Origin of the sequence: Desulfovibrio sp. X2, assembly GCF_000422205.1 — a bacterium.
Taxonomy (GTDB): domain Bacteria; phylum Desulfobacterota; class Desulfovibrionia; order Desulfovibrionales; family Desulfovibrionaceae; genus Alkalidesulfovibrio.
On sequence record NZ_ATHV01000065.1, the window covers coordinates 184,219 to 200,371 of the forward strand.

General features: G+C 65.7%; 13 protein-coding genes and 1 pseudogene. 11 read left to right on the forward strand and 3 right to left on the reverse strand.

The genetic code is table 11. The features are described from left to right. Positions 1-4 precede the first annotated feature (4 nt). From pseC to DSX2_RS16515, 9 genes are all read left to right on the forward strand, one after another. Complete coding sequence (pseC, locus tag DSX2_RS16475; RefSeq protein WP_020882132.1) at positions 5-1,129, forward strand: UDP-4-amino-4,6-dideoxy-N-acetyl-beta-L-altrosamine transaminase; 1,125 nt, start codon at positions 5-7, stop codon at positions 1,127-1,129. A 23-nt stretch (positions 1,130-1,152) separates the two neighbouring features. Next, on the forward strand, positions 1,153-2,691 hold the full coding sequence (pseG, locus tag DSX2_RS16480; protein WP_020882133.1) for a UDP-2,4-diacetamido-2,4,6-trideoxy-beta-L-altropyranose hydrolase: 1,539 nt from the start codon (positions 1,153-1,155) through the stop codon (positions 2,689-2,691). Further along, entirely contained in the window at positions 2,688-3,749 is a 1,062-nt protein-coding gene (pseI, locus tag DSX2_RS16485; RefSeq protein ID WP_020882134.1) for a pseudaminic acid synthase, read from the forward strand. Before pseG ends, pseI begins: the two co-directional genes overlap by 4 nt. Positions 3,750-4,147: 398 nt before the next feature. Next, positions 4,148-5,986 (forward strand): ABC transporter ATP-binding protein, encoded by a 1,839-nt coding sequence (locus DSX2_RS16490; protein WP_020882135.1) that lies wholly within the window; start codon positions 4,148-4,150, stop codon positions 5,984-5,986. 37 nt (positions 5,987-6,023) lie between these two features. Next, complete coding sequence (locus DSX2_RS17815) at positions 6,024-6,827, forward strand: class I SAM-dependent methyltransferase (protein ID WP_020882136.1); 804 nt, start codon at positions 6,024-6,026, stop codon at positions 6,825-6,827. After that, positions 6,817-7,770 carry a methyltransferase domain-containing protein gene (locus DSX2_RS16500; protein ID WP_020882137.1) on the forward strand — a complete coding sequence of 318 codons (954 nt, stop codon included), beginning with the start codon at positions 6,817-6,819 and terminating at the stop codon, positions 7,768-7,770. Before DSX2_RS17815 ends, DSX2_RS16500 begins: the two co-directional genes overlap by 11 nt. 87 nt (positions 7,771-7,857) lie before the next feature. Next, positions 7,858-8,670 carry a polysaccharide deacetylase family protein gene (locus tag DSX2_RS16505; RefSeq protein WP_020882138.1) on the forward strand — a complete coding sequence of 271 codons (813 nt, stop codon included), beginning with the start codon at positions 7,858-7,860 and terminating at the stop codon, positions 8,668-8,670. Then, the gene (locus DSX2_RS17820; RefSeq protein WP_020882139.1) at positions 8,667-9,362 is read left to right on the forward strand and encodes a class I SAM-dependent methyltransferase; all 696 of its coding nucleotides are present in this window, start codon (positions 8,667-8,669) and stop codon (positions 9,360-9,362) included. The genes DSX2_RS16505 and DSX2_RS17820 overlap by 4 nt, the downstream gene beginning before the upstream one ends. Further along, complete coding sequence (locus DSX2_RS16515; RefSeq protein ID WP_020882140.1) at positions 9,359-10,369, forward strand: glycosyltransferase; 1,011 nt, start codon at positions 9,359-9,361, stop codon at positions 10,367-10,369. Before DSX2_RS17820 ends, DSX2_RS16515 begins: the two co-directional genes overlap by 4 nt. Positions 10,370-10,393: 24 nt before the next feature. Here the strand turns inward: DSX2_RS16515 and DSX2_RS16520 are convergent, their stop codons facing one another. The 3 genes from DSX2_RS16520 to DSX2_RS16530 all read right to left on the reverse strand — a co-directional run bounded on the left by DSX2_RS16520 (position 10,394) and on the right by DSX2_RS16530 (position 13,210). After that, positions 10,394-11,506, reverse strand: coding sequence for a glycosyltransferase (locus DSX2_RS16520; protein ID WP_172640039.1), 1,113 nt, complete (start codon positions 11,504-11,506; stop codon positions 10,394-10,396). Positions 11,507-11,511: 5 nt separating this feature from the next. Then, positions 11,512-12,351 (reverse strand): glycosyltransferase, encoded by an 840-nt coding sequence (locus tag DSX2_RS17825; protein WP_020882142.1) that lies wholly within the window; start codon positions 12,349-12,351, stop codon positions 11,512-11,514. Positions 12,352-12,544: 193 nt separating this feature from the next. Further along, positions 12,545-13,210 (reverse strand): glycosyltransferase family 4 protein, encoded by a 666-nt coding sequence (locus DSX2_RS16530; RefSeq protein ID WP_201764424.1) that lies wholly within the window; start codon positions 13,208-13,210, stop codon positions 12,545-12,547. A gap of 1,023 nt (positions 13,211-14,233) precedes the next feature. Here DSX2_RS16530 and DSX2_RS16535 point away from each other — a divergent pair. Together DSX2_RS16535 and bla are read left to right on the forward strand one after the other, a co-directional pair. Then, a complete protein-coding gene (locus DSX2_RS16535; protein WP_020882144.1) occupies positions 14,234-15,178 on the forward strand; it encodes a PhzF family isomerase in 945 nt (314 codons plus the stop codon). A 158-nt stretch (positions 15,179-15,336) separates the two neighbouring features. Continuing rightward, positions 15,337-16,152, forward strand: a pseudogene (gene bla, locus DSX2_RS16540) (class A beta-lactamase); the annotation flags it as partial. Position 16,153 lies beyond the last annotated feature (1 nt).

Genomic DNA, 16,153 nt, shown 5'->3' on the forward strand with positions numbered 1-16,153 from the left:
CCCCATGTCCCAGGACGAAAAGGCCCCCTTCCTGCCCTACGGGCGGCAAATCATCGACGACGACGACATCGCCGCCGTGGTGCGGGTGCTGCGCTCGGACTGGCTGACCACCGGCCCGAACGTGGAGCGCTTCGAGGCAGATGTCTGCGCCTTCACCGGGGCAAATCACGGCGTGGCCGTGTGCAACGGTACGGCCGCCCTGCACGCAGCCGTTCACGCCCTAGGCATCGGACCGGGCGACGAGGTCGTGGTCCCCCCCATGACCTTCGCCGCCTCGGCGAACTGCGTGCTCTACTGCGGCGCGACACCGGTCTTCGCGGACGTTGACGCGGGCACACTGCTGCTCGACCCGGCCGCGGCCGAGGCGGCGATCACGCCGCGCACGCGGGCGATCATCGCCGTGGACTACGCCGGGCAGCCCTGTGACTGGGACGCCCTGCGGGCCCTGGCAGACCGCCACGGGCTGGCCCTAGTGGCGGACGCCTGCCACAGCATCGGCGGCACGGACAAAGGCCGCAAAGTGGGCACCCTGGCCGACGTCACCGTCTTCAGCTTTCATCCGGTCAAGCACGTCACCACGGGCGAGGGCGGCATGTGCCTGACCGACGACGCGGAGCTCGCGCATCGGATGAGGACCTTTCGCAACCACGGCATCACCACGGACGCGCGCCAGCGCGAGAAGGCCGGCGGCTGGTTCTACGAGATGACCGATCTTGGATTCAATTACCGCATCACGGACATCCAGTGCGCGCTCGGCTCCTCGCAACTCGGCAAGCTGCCCGGCTGGCTTGCGAGGCGCAGAGAGCTCGCGGCGGCCTACGACGCGGCCCTGACCGGTTCGTCGGCCCGCCCCCTGGCGCGTCGCGCGGACACGGAGCACGCCTACCACCTCTACGTCGTGCGCCATCCCGTGCGGGACGAGGCGTTCAAGCGGCTTCGCGGAAACGGTGTCGGGGCAAACGTCCACTACGTTCCCGTGCACCTGCACCCCTACTACCGGGAGCGGCTCGGCACGCATGAGGGGCTCTGCCCCGCGGCCGAGGCCGCCTATCGCGAAATCCTGAGCCTGCCGCTGTGGCCGGGCATGAGCAGGACGGACGTGGGGCGCGTGGCGCGCCTTCTCGACTGAGGCCGAGCGGAGCCGGAACGGAGATGCCCCCCCGTCGGCACATAGTCATCCGCGCCGATGCTGCGCCGCGCATGGGCACGGGCCACGTGATGCGCTGCATGGCTCTGGCGCGGGCGGCAAGGGAGCGTGGCCTGGACGTCCTCATCGCCACGCGGACGACCGTGCCCTGGCTCAGACAACGGCTGGCGCGCGAGGGTGTCGCGTTCTATGAACTCGAGGGAAATGCGCCGGAACGCGAAAAACCCGGCGCCCTGCTCGCCCAGATCGCGACCTGCGACCCCGACGGCAGCGCGGCATGGTGCATCCTGGACGGCTACCACTTCACGCCCGAATGCCACCGCGCTGTGCGCGCCGAGGGCTATCACCTCCTGGTCGTCGACGATTACGCCCACCTGTCCGAATACCACGCGGACATCCTGCTGAACCAGAACATCGGCGCTGAAAGCCTCTCCTACCAGGGAGAGATCGGCTGCCGCCTGCTCGGTCCGAGGCATGCGCTGCTGCGCGCGGAGTTTCGTCTTGCGCGCGACGCTGCCCGGAAGCGCAATCTGGCACCACATCTCGAAAATCTCCTGCTCACTCTGGGGGGGGGCGACTTCTCCGGCCATCTCACGCGCATCGCCCCGTTTTTCGCCCAGGAGGAACTGCGAGGTGTCGAACTTCGCGTCATTGCCGGAAGCATGGCACACGACCGGATACGGGCGGCACTGGCCGACACGCCCGCGCGGCTCGAGATACTCTCCGGCGTGAACGACATGCCGGGACTCCTTCTGCAAACCGACTTGGCCGTGAGCGCCGGGGGCTCCACCTGCTGGGAACTCTGCTGCCTCGGCGTGCCCTTCCTGACCACGGTGGTGGCAGAAAATCAGGTAGGAATCGCCACGGGCTTGGCCACGCTCGGCGTGGCGGACGAATTGAATCACGAGACGCTCCGCCGCATGATCGTGAATGCCGCCGCCCGCGCCGGGGCGAGCGAGGCCGGGCGCCGGTTGGTCGATGGAGACGGCGCGGCGCGGGTCATCGACCAGCTCATGCGCAAGACCTTTCGCCTGCGTCCGGCCCGTCCATCCGACAGTCGCGCGATCCTCGACATCGCCAACGATGCGGGCGTGCGCCGCTGGTCGTTCTCGCCCGATCCCATCGCCCCCTCCGACCACGAGGCGTGGTTCGCCGACAGACTGGCCGGGGAACGGGGGCCGTTCTACGTCGCCGAGACGGAGGACGCGGACGGTCCCGCGGGATATGTTCGTTTCGATCGCGCGGGGGAGGACGCGGCCGTCATCTCGGTCGCCTTGTCTTCTCCGCAGCGCGGCAAGGGGCTCGGCGCGCTTCTCATCCGCGAATCGTGCCGCCTGGCCTTTTGCGGCACGCCCGGACTGCGGCGAGTGACGGCCTGGATATTGCCCGAGAACGTCGCCTCGCTGCGCGCCTTCGCCGGGGCGGGGTTCACTCCCGAGGGAACGGGCGAATACAAGGGGAGGAGCGCGCTCCGTTTCGCGTTCGAGCGCGCTCCGGACGGGTCTCGCACGGCCATCACCACCAGGGAGGGAGACGAGTCATGAGCGCATCCATCGAACTTTCTTCCGTGCACGGCCCGCGCACCATCGGACGCGGCGGGCCCTGCTACGTGATCGCGGAGATGAGCGCCAACCACAACCACGACATCGAGCGCGCGGAGCGGATCGTCCGCGCCGCCGCCGAGGCGGGCGCGGATGCGATCAAGCTGCAGACCTATACCGCGGACACGCTGACCATCCCCTGCGACAACGAGTATTTCCGCATCAAGGGGACACTGTGGGAAGGCAGGACGCTGCACGACCTCTACCAGGAGGCCTACACTCCCTGGGAGTGGCAACCGCGCCTGAAGGCCCTGGCCAACGACCTCGGGATGGACTGCTTCTCCACCCCCTTCGACGCCTCGGCAGTCGACTTTCTCGAGGAGATGGGCGTCCCCTGCCACAAGGTCGCGAGCTTCGAGAACGGGGACATCCCGCTTCTCGAGAAGATCGCCTCCACCGGCAAGCCGGTCATCCTGTCCACGGGCATGGCCACGCTCGCGGACATCGACGAGGCCGTGCGGACCTTGCGCGTGAACGGCTCGGGCGGCGTCGCGCTTCTCAAGTGCACCTCGGCCTACCCAGCCCCTCCGGAGGAGGCCAACCTGCGCACCATCCCCCACATGGCCGAGGCGTTCGACTGCCCGGCCGGACTTTCGGACCACACCATGGGCAGCGCCGTGGCCGTCGCCGCCGTGGCCCTCGGCGCATGCATCATTGAGAAGCACTTCACCCTGTCCCGGGCGGACGGCGGGCCGGACAGCGAGTTCTCCATGGAGCCGTACGAGTTCGGCCAGATGGTGCGAGACATCCGCTCGGCCGAAGTCGCCCTGGGCCGGGTCTGCTACGAGCAGACGCCGAAACAACGGGCGTCAGCGGTCTTCAAACGCTCGCTCTTCGCCGTTGCGGACATCAAGGACGGCGAGCCGTTCACACCAGACAACGTGCGCTCCATTCGCCCGGGATACGGCCTGCACCCGCGTCATCTGGCCATGGTGCTCAGCCGTCGCGCGGCCGCTGATATCGCCAAAGGAACACCCCTGACGTTCGAATTGCTGAAGTGAGTCCGAGGCTCTCGCGGCATGGAAGTGATTCGACGACGATGCGTCATTGCGCACCACAGTCCTCGAACGCATGTCAATTTCTTCCGCTACGGACTGCCGCGCCGCTTTCCTGTTTTCATGACGGAACGTCTCGCGCGCGCCGCTGCTGACGCACCAGGCCGCACTGGGCTCCGCAACATACATCGACATTCATACCAACGCCGCAACATGATTGACAGATTCAGAAATAAAGACTACTCGCAGGCAAATAGACCAGTCCGTGCGGGTTCACTTTCCGTTCAAGCTGTCTCCCGTGTTGGAATCGGCATGCCGCACCGCCCGATCCGTCGAGATGCTTCCATGAAGGCAGACTGGCTCTTCGTCCAGAACCTTATCCAGACCAGGAATTCAGAGCGTACATGAACATGAGGTACCCAACGTCCGACCTCGGGCGTGTCGCATGGCTGTTCCGGAAGTACGCCCGCCCGCTCTGGAAGATTCTCCTCTGGCTGCTTCTGTGCAACTTTCTTGTCCTGGTCGCCTCCGCGGCGATGCCCGCGATCATCGCGCCGATCATCGACCTGGCGGTCAAGGGCAAGGTGGCCTTCGCAGGCGCGGTCTCCTCTGGCGGCTCGTTCAGCCTGAAGGATCTCAGCAAACCGCTCCTGCGCCTGCTCGGCGGCGACATGAGCGTCATGCGGTGCATCCTGCTCCTGGGTGCCGGCTACATCCTGGTCGCCCTGTTCAAGGGGCTGTGCGCCTTCGGCAGCTACATGCTGGCCCTGCGCCTGCGCGTGACGACTGCGGCCTACATCCAGCTGGACGTCTTCCGCCACATTCTCGGGCAGCCCCTGGGCTTCTTCGCCGACCAGCGAGCGGGCGAGCTCATCTCGCGCCTCGACACCGACGTCAACTCGGCGACCTACGGCTTCGAGGGACTCGTCATCCCCCTGTTCGTCGCTCCGCCGCTCATCGCGTTCTACGGCACCCTGCTCTTCCGGGCCAGCCCCTCCCTCGTGACGGCCGGTCTCGCCGCCTTCGGCATGCACTATCTCCTCTCCAAGGTCCTCATGGGCCGCATCCGCCGCAACCTGCGCCAGCAGTTCACGATCCTCGGCGACTTCAAGGCCAAGCTGCACGAGATCATCGTCGGGATCAGGGTGGTGAAGTCCTTCACCGCGGAAGACGTCGAGCAGAGAAGGATCCGCGGCCTGATCGACCGGGTCATTCCGGCCCAGATGGCCTTCGGCAAATGGAAGAACATCGAGACGCCATTCAGGGAAGTGCTCAACAACGGCCTCGAGATAGCCTTCCTCGTCATCGCGGCCGTGGCAATGCAGAACAAGACCATGGATGCGGCGACGTTCCTGCTCTTCATCTTCGTCGGCAAGGCGATGATGACCCCGCTCGGCCAGATGGCCGGCACCGTCACCACGGTGCAGAACATGATGGCCAGCATGGAGCGCATCTTCGAGCTCCTGAGCGTGAAGCCGCGCGTCGTGGACGGGGTCCGCACCGCCCCTCATCTGGAAAAGACGCTCGCGCTTCAAGACGTCGAATTCGGCTACGACACGGCCACTCCGGTGATCCGAGACTTCTCCCTGACCATCCACAAGGGCGAAATGGTCGCCCTGGTCGGCCCGAGCGGCGGAGGGAAATCCACCCTCGCGGACATTTTCCTGCGCTTCATGGACCCGGGCAAGGGAGCCGTGCTGCTCGACGGGATGGACGTGAGGGAGTTCACGCAGAAGAGTTATCGCGATCTCTTCGGCGTGGTTCCACAGGAACCCCTTCTCTTCAACTGCTCCATCGAGGAAAACATCACCTACGGCCGCGAGGGGCTGTCGCGGGAGGACGTCGAGCGAGCCGCGAAGATCGCCAACGCGCACGGCTTCATTTCCGAGCTGTCCGAGGGATACGACACGGTCGTGGGAGAGCGCGGCGTGATGCTGTCCGGCGGGCAGCGGCAGCGCATCTGCATCGCGCGCGCCGTCGCGGGGCGGCCAGACATCCTGATCCTCGACGAGGCCACGAGCTCGCTCGACTCGGAGTCCGAGATCCAGGTCCAGCAGGCGCTCGAGTCGTCCATCCAGGGCAACACGGCGATCGTCATCGCGCACCGCCTGTCCACGATCCTCAAGGCCGACCGCATCGTCGTCGTAACGGGCGGCATCATCGAGGCCATCGGCAGCTGCGACGAACTCCTGAGGAAGAGCGTGACGTTCAAGAAGCTGTATGACATGCAGTTCACGCGATGACAGCTGCGCCACGTCGCCAGCGCGAAGGACAGATCTGATGGGCATCGGCAAGGATATCGAGACGCGGGGGCACATCGTCGGCTTCCGGGAGGAGATCGCGAGCGCGGCCGAGGCCGGGCAGGACGACTTCTTCGGGTGGTTCAACAACGATGCCGACATGGAAAGCTCGATGGTACGGGCGAAGTGGGACTTCGCGTACCATGTCGCGCGTCATCTCCTGCCGCGCATGCGCGAACCGCACACGCAGCGAGTCCTGGAAATCGGCTGCGGCGGGGGCCGTCTGCTGAGCGCGGCAGCAGGCTATTTCGGGCGGGCAGCCGGCACGGACATCCACGACCAGCTGCCCCGCGTGAAGGAGATCCTCGCACGGCGATGCGCGGCAGGGGTCGAACTCCGCCGCACGGACGGCAGTTCCATCCCGTTTGAGGACGCGTCGTTCGATGCGGTGTACTCCTTCATCGTTCTCCAGCACGTCGAGCGCATAGAAATCATGAAGCGGTATTTCGCCGAGACATTCCGCGTCCTGCGCCCCGGGGGCCTCGCGATGCTTTACGTCGGGCGGCACTGCAGGCTGTCCGCGAACCGCTCTTCCAGGCTCCTCCTCGCGGCGGACATGGCCATGGAGCGCCTTTCCCTGCGCGGGGGATACAAGGAGCTCGCCGCCAAGGTGAATGAGACCAACCTCCGCGTGACGCTTCCGTTCGCGCGCAAGATCGCCAGGGAGACGGGTTTCGCCCTGCTCTCCTGGACCGTATCGCGCAAGAATCTTCCGGACGGTTATGCCCGCTTCGGCGGACAGTACGGCCTGCTGCTCGAGAAGGGAGGCGGCGATGGGAGATAGATGCCCGAGGCTCCCGGGAGGCAACGACTACGAGGATATCCGGATCGACCTGCCGGCCGCGTACGCGCTCCAGGACGCTTGGCTCCAGACGGTCCAGAAACGATCCCGCCGCCGACTCGCCGCGACGAACTTCCTCCGCTTCTGGACCACGGCCCTGCTGCAGAAGAGCAAGCGGCTCGAGGCAGCGGCCATGACCGGACTCGCGCGTGGCTGGTTCGACGAATTCAACGCTTACTGGGAACACTGTCTCGGTGCTCGGCCGCTCTGCGTGGCGGACTTCCATGCCCTGCGCCATGCCTACCGTGTCCGTTTCCAGCACCACGGAGACCTCGAATGGAGCGATGCCAGGCGCCACGTCGCGAACTGGCAGACCCCGCGCAACCTCTTCTCGACGTTTTCTTACGTGTACGGCATAGCCGTGCGGCCGTTGCGCGGCCATCACCTGCTGCGCAGGCTGAAGCCCGGCATGCGGGTCCTGGAATACGGCTGTTCCCTCGCCCCGTACTACCGCAACTGGCGGGACTGCTTCAGCCATGTCCGAGCCTCGTGGGTGCTCACGGACATCCCGAACTTTCCCTTCCACTTCGCCAGGTACACTTACGCCGGCGACGCGGCCGTGGAAAGCATGCCCGTCATCTCCCCGGACAGGCTCGACGCTCCCTTGGAGGGGATGGGAAAATTCGACGCCATCGTGATCACGACAGTCTTCGAACATCTGCACAAGCCGCTGACGGTCGCGAAGCATCTGCTCGACCATCTGAACGAAGGTGGTCTGTTCGCGTTCGACTACATCCTTTCGGACGCCGAGGAACTCGACACGCCCGCCGGCTTGGCGGAGCGCGACGAGACGCTCGCGTATCTCGAGAACGCCCTGCGCATCGAGCACGGAGACATGAGCCGTCCCGCGGAGTCCATCGGACTGTGCATCGGACGGAAAAGGTAATCCGGCCACCATGAGAAATCCCGCCAAGGCGTGGGACACCCTCCAGGACGGCGCCCGCATCTCGGCTTCTTTTCCAGGACGGTCCTCATGAGCACGGAAAAAATCTTCGCCCTGCGCATGGACGATGTGGGAGCCGCCTCGAAGCGCAACGAGGTCTACTCGAACTGGCGGCTGCGCGTGGCCGGACAGCCGGTCGTCTCGGGCAACTGGCTCTTCGCGAAGTATCTTCCCGGCCTGCGCGCCTGGGGGCGATACCGGGAGCTTGATGCGGCGGACTGGGACCGGATATTCCGTCTTCTGGAACTGCGGGAGGCACGCTGCACCGTCGCGGTGACTGCCTGCTGGGTGGAGGACGACGGGCGGCTGGTCCCCTACCCCGAAAAATTTCCCGAGGCGGCCAGGCGGCTGCGCGAGGGGGCCCGGGCCGGACTGGTGGAGATAGCCAACCACGGTCTGACGCACTGCATCCTCAAGGACCGGCTGTTCCGGCCCCGGCTCCTGCGGGGCAACAGGGAATTCCACCGTGAGTTCACTCCGCTCCTGCCCCTCGCCGAGCATGAGGAGCACATCGCGCGGGCTCAACGGATCCTTCAGGACTGGCTGGGCGATGAAGTCGTGACCTTCGTGCCGCCGGGAAACACCTTCCTGCCGCAGACCCTGCCCATGGCGGCTCGTCATGGACTGCGTTACGTTTCGTGTGCCACGTCCCCACGCGACGAGGCAGGGCTCCATATCGTCGGCAACAGGGGCGTGCTGGCATTTCATGACCGGGAGGTGGCCCGGGAGGGCACGGCATGGGTCGAGCGCCTGCTCGACGACAACGGCCCGGCCCGTTTCGTGACCGTGCGGCGGCTGGCCGAAAACAGGAGTGGTGGGCCCGGGGAGGATTCGAGGCCATGATGCAGTGGGCGCACGCATTTTCCCGCTGGCTGCAGACTTCGGTGCGGCGGGCGCATCTGGACCGGGATCTCATGTCCGTACGCGCGGACATGCGGGGCCGGGTGCTCGAGATCGGCGCGGGGCGCGGTGGCCGACGCGGCACCTTCGTGCCCCCGGTGAGCGAGGCGGCCTTCTGGCATTACCTCGACATTTCCCCCCACCGCAGCCCCCACATCTGCGCCAACGCCGAGGCACTGCCCTTCGCGGACGCGAGCTACGACACCGTCCTCTGCCTTGAGGTCGCCGAATACATCCCCGATCCTGCCCAAGCCCTGCGGGAGATGCTGCGCGTGCTTCGCCCGGGCGGCAGCCTGATCTTCAGCATGCCGTTCATCCACCGCCAGGACTGTCCCTACGACTGCTGGCGCTGGTCCCCCGCCGGGATCAGGACGATGCTCGGCCGGGCCGGATTTCGAGTCGAGCAGTTGTGCGTTCAGGCGCACGGTTTCGGCGTGGCGGCAAACATCATCAAGTACCTCGCGGACATTCAGCCCGGTCGCACGCGGCGGATCTGTGCCGGACTGGCGCTCGCCCCGCTCGTCTGTCTCCTGTGGCGTCTGGACGAGCCCACGGCCCGCCTCTTCCCGAAACTTGCGGATTTCACGACCGGTTCGCTCGCCCTGGCGCGGCGGACGGACACGGACGACGCATGAGCGGCATTTACTTCATCGTTCCCGACCTGCGCGCCACAGGGGGCGGCGGTGCGAAATTCCTGCAGGTGCTGCACGACGAATTCGCGCGGCGCGGCCTGCTGGCCAGCGAGCCCGGCGCAGCGGATGTCTTCCTGTGCAACAGCCATCATGCCGTGGCCGAGCTGGCGAGGCTCCGCCGCGAATTCCCCCGCACCCCGTGCGCGCACCGCATCGACGGCCCCATCCGCGCCTACAACGTCCGCCACGATCCCCGGCATACGATCGCCAATCTCGTCAACAAATACTATGCCGACGCCACTATCTTCCAATCGCTCTGGAGCCGGGCGAGCAACGCCCGCCACGGACTGCGTACAGGACCGCTCACGGCCGTCATCCATAACGCCCCGGATCCCGCCCTGTTCCACCCCGCCAGGGGCCTCATCCCTGCGGCCGAAGACGGCAAGATGCGCATCGTGAGCACGGCCTGGTCGGTCAACCCACAGAAAGGACTGTCCTCCCTCGTCTGGATGGACGAACACCTCGATTTCGCGCGCTACGAGGTGACCCTCATCGGGAACGCGCGACACGAATTCAGGAACATCAGACGCCTCCCCCTCCTTGGGCACTCGGAGCTCGGCGAAGAGCTGCGCCGCCACCACGTCTTCTTCTTCCCCTCCAGGGTCGAGTGCTGTTCCAACGCCCTGCTCGAAGGGCTGCACAGCGGCCTGCCTGTCCTGGCTTTCGCAGGATCGTCGAACCCTGAGCTGGTGGGAGAAGGCGGCAGAATGTTCACGCGCGACGAGGAGATCCCCGAGCTGCTCGGCGACCTTGCCGCCCGACTGGCCGAGTACCGGGCCCGCATCGCGGTCGCGCCGCTCGCGGAGATCGCGGACGCCTATGCGCGCTTCCTGCTCGAAACGGTGCCTGAGGCCGTGCGCGGACAGCGCCTCAAGAGGGTCGGCCGGACCACTCGAGCACTGTTTGCGAGCCGCGTCTTCCTGGCCAGGGCAAGAGCGAAGCTTTCCTAAATCGCAACGCCGGACCATGCTCCGTCAACAGGGGCATCTCTCCGCGCGCACCTCCTCATAGACGCTCCGAATCTTTTCCGCCATGAGCGCGACGTCGTACAGGCGCGCGCACTCCTGACTCGCGTTCCGGGAAAACGCGACCCACAGGGTCGGGGCGTCCCGAAGCGTCAGGAGTGCCTCGGCCGCCTGGCGCGGCGAATCGAGGGGATAGAGGAAGCCGACTTTGCCCGGTCGGACGCAGTCCCTGTTGCCGACCACGTCGCTCGCCACCACGGGAAGCCCTTCGGCCAGGGATTCCAGGACGGACAGGGGCAGCCCCTCCCAGCGTGAGGTAGACAGGTAGCAGAACGCTTCGCGCAGGAACGGCCGCACGTCCTCGACCATCCCCTTGAAAACGAAACGGTGCGCCACTCCAGCCGCCTCGGCGGCCTGCCGCACCTCTTCCCTGCCATTCCCGTCCCCGAGCAGCGTGAAGACGAAGTCGTCCAGGCGGCCGAAGTCCCGCAAGGCGCGGGCGACATCCACGAGCAGCCCGCTGTTCTTCGCATAGTCGAAGCGTGTGGCCTGCACTACAGAGCACGGCCGAGCCTCTGGAAAAACCGCCTCGCGCGGAGAAGAGGAGAGGGCAACGCCGTTCTCGATCAGACGAAGCGACGAGGAGGGAGCGAAGCCCAGGGACAGGGCCTGGTCGCGCTCGCCCCGCGAAACCGCGATGCAGCGCGCTGTCCGGCGCCCCAGGAAGGTTTCGAGCCGGAGGTAGGCGGCCCGGCCGATTCGGCCCATGCCGCCGATGTGGATACCATGGAAGGTATGCACGCATGGGATGCCAGTGAGCAGGGAGGCCAGGCGGCCATAGAGCCCGGCACCCTTGCCGTGAGAATGCAAGATGTCGACATGACGCGCGCGGGCAAATCGGGCCAGCGCGAGCAGGGCCCCTGGGCGGAACCTCCGGTGCGGAAGCTGGAGCATCTTCGACGCTCCCACGCGTGCCGCGTAGCGCTCCCAGTAGGGATAGTCCCGGGGGGCGGCCACGAGCGTCTCCACGTCAGAGGGAAGATTCCGCAGAAGCTGATCCACATGCTCCGGACCGCCGCCGATGGCGGCGCTCAGTGTGATTTCCAGGACCCGGAGTCCCATGCGCATCAATCCCCGGAAGTCTTCAGGTCGCGCAGTCCGGCCGCGGCCAGCCGGGCACGGGTGCGCAGCGGCGGTGGCAGGCAGACCACAGCGAGATCCTTCACAAGATAACGCACGGGCCGCCAGAATCCTTTCCAGCTGCGCAGGTGCAGGAGTTTCGCGCGCAGCGCGTAGCGACGTTGGCGCGCCTCGCGACTGCGCGAGAGCATGCCCGGCGAGTCCCTGCGCCAGGTCAGCACGTCGGGCAGGTTCCCTCCCTCCGCCCGCTCCAGAAAACGAAACCAGCACTCATAGTCCTGGGCCAGGGCGAAGCGCTCGTCGTACGAGCCGCACACTGTCACGAGCTTGCGCCGGAACATGACGGAGGAATGGGAAAAGGGATTGAAGCAGATCATGGCCCGCCGGATCGCCGCGTCATCCACGAGGAGCGGGACCGTATCGTCCGGTGTAGGCTCCCCGGCTTCGTCGATCGTCCGGTAGGCGGTCCCCAGCAGGCCGAGCCGCGGATTGGCCTCGAAGGCCGCAACCTGCAGCGCGAGTTTTTCCGGCAGCCAGACGTCGTCCGCGTCGATGCGCGCCACATACTCGCCTCGAGCCAGCTCCAGGGCGGTGTTGAGCGCTCGGGTCAGGCCGGTGTTCTCTTGACGGATGATACGGATGCGGGAATCACGCGCGGCAAATTCCTCAAGGATGGAACGGGTCTCATCCCGTGAGCCGTCGTCAACGATGAGGAATTCAAACTCCCCGAGACTCTGCCCGAGCACGGAGCGCAGGCAATCAGCCAGATGGCGCTCGCCGTTGTATACGCTCATCACGACCGAGACGAGCGGCTGGCGCGGATCCATTTCCTTCGGTTCCCCCTTCCCGGAATCAACACAAACGATGCAGCGGGGCTCCCCCCAGGTTGTCCTGGAACGGTCTTCGCCGCAGCGGCCCAACAAGAACGGAATTTCCTCACCCTTGTCAAACGACCGTCGCACCGTGGCGGAACATATTCCGGGCCGTTCCCACGAAGCGCCGCTGATCCCGAAGAATGCATCAATCCTCGGAAAAGAAGTGCTTCCAGGCTTCCACCTGACTATCATACGAATTGTTCTGCGCAGTATGCAGACCTTCAGCCACGAGCGTCTCGCGCAGGGAACCGTCCAGCAAGGCGCTACGGCACAGCTCCGCCAATTCTTCCGGGGAAAATCCCTCGGCGAGCAGGCCGTTTCGCCCGTGCTGCACGAGTTCGGTGGCCTGCCCCACCGGCGTGGTCACGAGCGGAATGCCGGAGGCCATGCTCTCGAGCACCGCCTTTGGCCCCCCCTCCTCCCGCGAACTGACGAGATAAGCGTCCAGGGCATGGTACACGGCAGGAAGCTCCATGTAGTCCTGGAGATAGACATGGGTGAAGGGAATCTCAGCGGCGGCGAGGCCAGCCTTGACATATCCGCGGGCCGGACCGGTCAGCAGCACGTGGAGTTCGGGTATGTCGGCCTTCAGGCAGCGCATGGTTTCGACGAAGATGTCCGGCCCCTTGATGGACTTCGCGACGTTCCCCTCGCCCCAGCCCTCGCCGTCCTTCTGGAAGGAGCCGACGACCACGGCGTCCCGAGGCACCCCCAAGGACCGCCGAGCCATATCGCGGGATTCCGAGGTGGCCGGAGTAAAAGTCGAGGTATCCACAGCAATATATATGCGATGGATCTTATCAGCCGCCATGCCCGTCTCGAGCAGACAATCATGCATCCTCGCGTGCGTGACCTGGATCCTCGATATTCTATGATGATATCGTCTTACAGCTGCATAACAGCGGTCGGACATCTCGGATCCGGTGCCAGGATATCCGTGGTAATAGGCAAGCGTCACCCTGTTCAAGCCATGCAGATGCAACTTCGGCTTGAGCAGAATATATCTACTCACATGAAAAATCTTTTGACCAATAATTCCTGGCCAGTTTCTGATGGTCGGATTCAATCCGGCAGCGGACAAGATCCTCTCTAGATAGACTACGTCCCAATGCAATGACCATCTGTCGCCATCGTTTGCGATGACGATCTTCGAAAAAGGCCTGCTCGTCGCGGACAGCAAAATATTGCCGATATATGGGTGCACTAATGAATCGCCCAAAAGACTTCCGAAATTGTTTTCAACATACCCACGTTGTAACGGACTGCTCTAGACGACTTCGTATCTTCACAACTGGATATCCAGCGTTTTAATACATTGAGTTGTAATTTTACCGCCATTCCTCATGACTAGCAAGCCTTTGGCCATACGGATTTGGAGCAGATTGGAGCTTCCTCATGGCTGTCAACTATGCCGGAGATGAAGCTGCGCTGAAAACCGGACTCCATGTCCATCCCAAAGGTGCTCGGCCGGCGGCCTTGCAAGCGGCGGGATCAGGAGTCGTGGCCCGGACCGACGTCTTCTGCGAGACCTTCTGTGAACGAAGGAGCTGACCGCGGAGTTTGTAGCGTCTTCATGCGCGGAATCCACAACTTCACCTAGCAGCCAATCTGAGCTATCCACACCACAAAAGCCTGCCCCAGGCGCATCACTTTTCCCTGAAGATCCGGCAAATGGCGGACACGCGGGTCAAAATTCGATCATTTTCAGCTCCTCCTTTCACGACAAGGAACGACCTCCGATCAGCAGCAAGCCGCTCGGGTGCTTTCGCTGGCACCCGTAGAGCGGCCGACGTGCATGCTTGCGCGTCTTTCGGCGAAGCGATAGAAGCCTGCCATGAATAAGGAAATCACCGTTCTGCTGGTCGACGCCTTCACCGCCGTGCCCGGCAAGGGGAACCGCGCCGGGGTGGTGCTGGACGCCTTGGGGCTGGATGCGCGGGAGATGCAGGCCGTGGCCGCGCTGGTGAACGTGTCCGAGACGGCGTTCATGCTCCCCGTGGCGCAGCCTGCCGAATACGAGCTTCGGGTGCGCTACTTCACGCCCACGACCGAGGTGCCCAGCTGCGGACACGCGACCATCGCCTCGCACTTCGCGCGCTCCGAGGCCCTGGGCATCGAAAGCGGCCGGGTGGTGGCCAAGATCGGCGCGGGCATCCTGCCCGTGGACATCACGGGCACAAACGGCAGGAAGAAGATCGTCATGACCCAGGGGGCCGTCGCCTTCACGCCCCCGTACGACTCCCCGACCAGGGCCGCGATCCTCGCGGCGCTCGGCCTTCGCGAGGACGATCTCGTCCCGGACCTGCCCGTGCAGGAGGTCTCCACCGGCCATTCCAAGGTCATGGTCCCCATCCGCTCGGTACGGACGCTCGACGCGCTGGCGCCGGACATGGCGGCGCTCGTGGCCGTCAGCCGAAAGACGGGGTGCAACGGCTATTTCGTCTTCGCCATGAACGGCCCGGACGACCCGTGCCTGACGAGCGGCCGGATGTTCGCGCCGATCTCCGGGATCGACGAGGATCCGGTCACGGGCAACGGCAACGGCCCCTGCGGCGCCTACCTCTCCCGCTACGGCATCCTGCCGGATGCGCCGCGGACGGCCTACTGCGGTCGGCAGGGCGTGGCCATGGGCAAAGAAGGCGTGGTCGAGGTCGTGGTGCACCGCGCGGACGGGCGCCCGGTGACGATCCAGGTCGCGGGCACCGCGGTGAAGGCCGGAGAGATGCGCGTGCGTCTCTCGCACGACGCGCAGGGCGCCGTCCGCGCCGAGACCTGCTGAACGTCCCCCGAGGCCATCCCCTTATCAACCGCCAGGAGCTCCACGTGCGCATCCGCATTTTGCTGCGTCTCGCCGTCGCCTGCCTCTGTCTCGGCCTCTGCCTCGGCCTCGGCGCCGTGCTTCCCGCCGCACGGGCCTTCGCCCTGGAGAGCACTGCCAGCGCAGATACCATGGACACCGCGCGGCTCGCCGAAGCCGTGCAAAATGAGGAGGCGGCACTGCACGCCAGGATCGGCATGGCGGTCAGCGACACGAACGGCGGCGACGTCTGGCAGTACAGGGGCGACGAGCGCTTCCCGCTGAACAGCACGCACAAGGTCTTCGCGTGCGCGGCGCTGCTCGCGCGGGTCGACGCCGGAGTCCTCGCGCCGGACCGGCGCGTCTCGATCACCGAGTCCATGCTGGTGGTCTACTCGCCGATCACGAAAAAGCACCTCGCGCCGGAGACCATGACGCTGTCAGAGGTCTGCCGCGCCTCGGTCAGCTACAGCGACAACACGGCGGGCAACGTGGTCGTGGATGCGGCCGGGGGCCCGGCCGCGGTCACGGCCTTCATGCGCTCCATCGGGGACGGCGTGACCCGGCTCGACCGCGCCGAGCCCGAGCTGAACGAGGCCGCGCCGGGCGACCCGCGCGACACGACGACACCCGCGGCCGCCGCCGCGAGCCTTGCCCGGGTCGTGCTCGGCGACGCGCTCGCGCCCTCCTCCCGCGCCGCGCTCACGGACTGGATGCTGCACGACCAGGTGGCGGACGGCCTGCTGCGGGCCGCCCTGCCGCCGGATTGGCGGATCGCGGACAAGACCGGCTCCGGCGGCCACGGCTCGCGCTCCATCCTCGCCGTGGTCTGGCCTCCAAAGCGAAGCCCCCTCGTCGTCGCCATCTACATCACCCAGACCGAAGCCTCCGTGCAGGACGCCAACCTGGCCATCGCCCGCATCGGCCGGGTGCTCAGGGAGGCCGTGGGCCGCTAGA

Excerpts from the sequence above, each read along its gene's own strand:
- DSX2_RS16505 (WP_020882138.1), top strand. The coding sequence starts at position 7,858 with ATGAGCACGGAAAAAATCTTCGCCCTGCGCATGGACGATGTGGGAGCC.
- DSX2_RS16520 (WP_172640039.1), bottom strand. The coding sequence starts at position 11,506 with ATGGGACTCCGGGTCCTGGAAATCACACTGAGCGCCGCCATCGGCGGC.
- DSX2_RS17825 (WP_020882142.1), bottom strand. The coding sequence starts at position 12,351 with ATGGATCCGCGCCAGCCGCTCGTCTCGGTCGTGATGAGCGTATACAAC.
- pseG (WP_020882133.1), top strand. The coding sequence starts at position 1,153 with ATGCCCCCCCGTCGGCACATAGTCATCCGCGCCGATGCTGCGCCGCGC.
- DSX2_RS16490 (WP_020882135.1), top strand. The coding sequence starts at position 4,148 with ATGAACATGAGGTACCCAACGTCCGACCTCGGGCGTGTCGCATGGCTG.
- pseC (WP_020882132.1), top strand. The coding sequence starts at position 5 with ATGTCCCAGGACGAAAAGGCCCCCTTCCTGCCCTACGGGCGGCAAATC.
- DSX2_RS16530 (WP_201764424.1), bottom strand. The coding sequence starts at position 13,210 with ATGGCGGCTGATAAGATCCATCGCATATATATTGCTGTGGATACCTCG.
- DSX2_RS17820 (WP_020882139.1), top strand. The coding sequence starts at position 8,667 with ATGATGCAGTGGGCGCACGCATTTTCCCGCTGGCTGCAGACTTCGGTG.
- DSX2_RS16500 (WP_020882137.1), top strand. The coding sequence starts at position 6,817 with ATGGGAGATAGATGCCCGAGGCTCCCGGGAGGCAACGACTACGAGGAT.
- pseI (WP_020882134.1), top strand. The coding sequence starts at position 2,688 with ATGAGCGCATCCATCGAACTTTCTTCCGTGCACGGCCCGCGCACCATC.
- DSX2_RS16535 (WP_020882144.1), top strand. The coding sequence starts at position 14,234 with ATGAATAAGGAAATCACCGTTCTGCTGGTCGACGCCTTCACCGCCGTG.
- DSX2_RS17815 (WP_020882136.1), top strand. The coding sequence starts at position 6,024 with ATGGGCATCGGCAAGGATATCGAGACGCGGGGGCACATCGTCGGCTTC.
- DSX2_RS16515 (WP_020882140.1), top strand. The coding sequence starts at position 9,359 with ATGAGCGGCATTTACTTCATCGTTCCCGACCTGCGCGCCACAGGGGGC.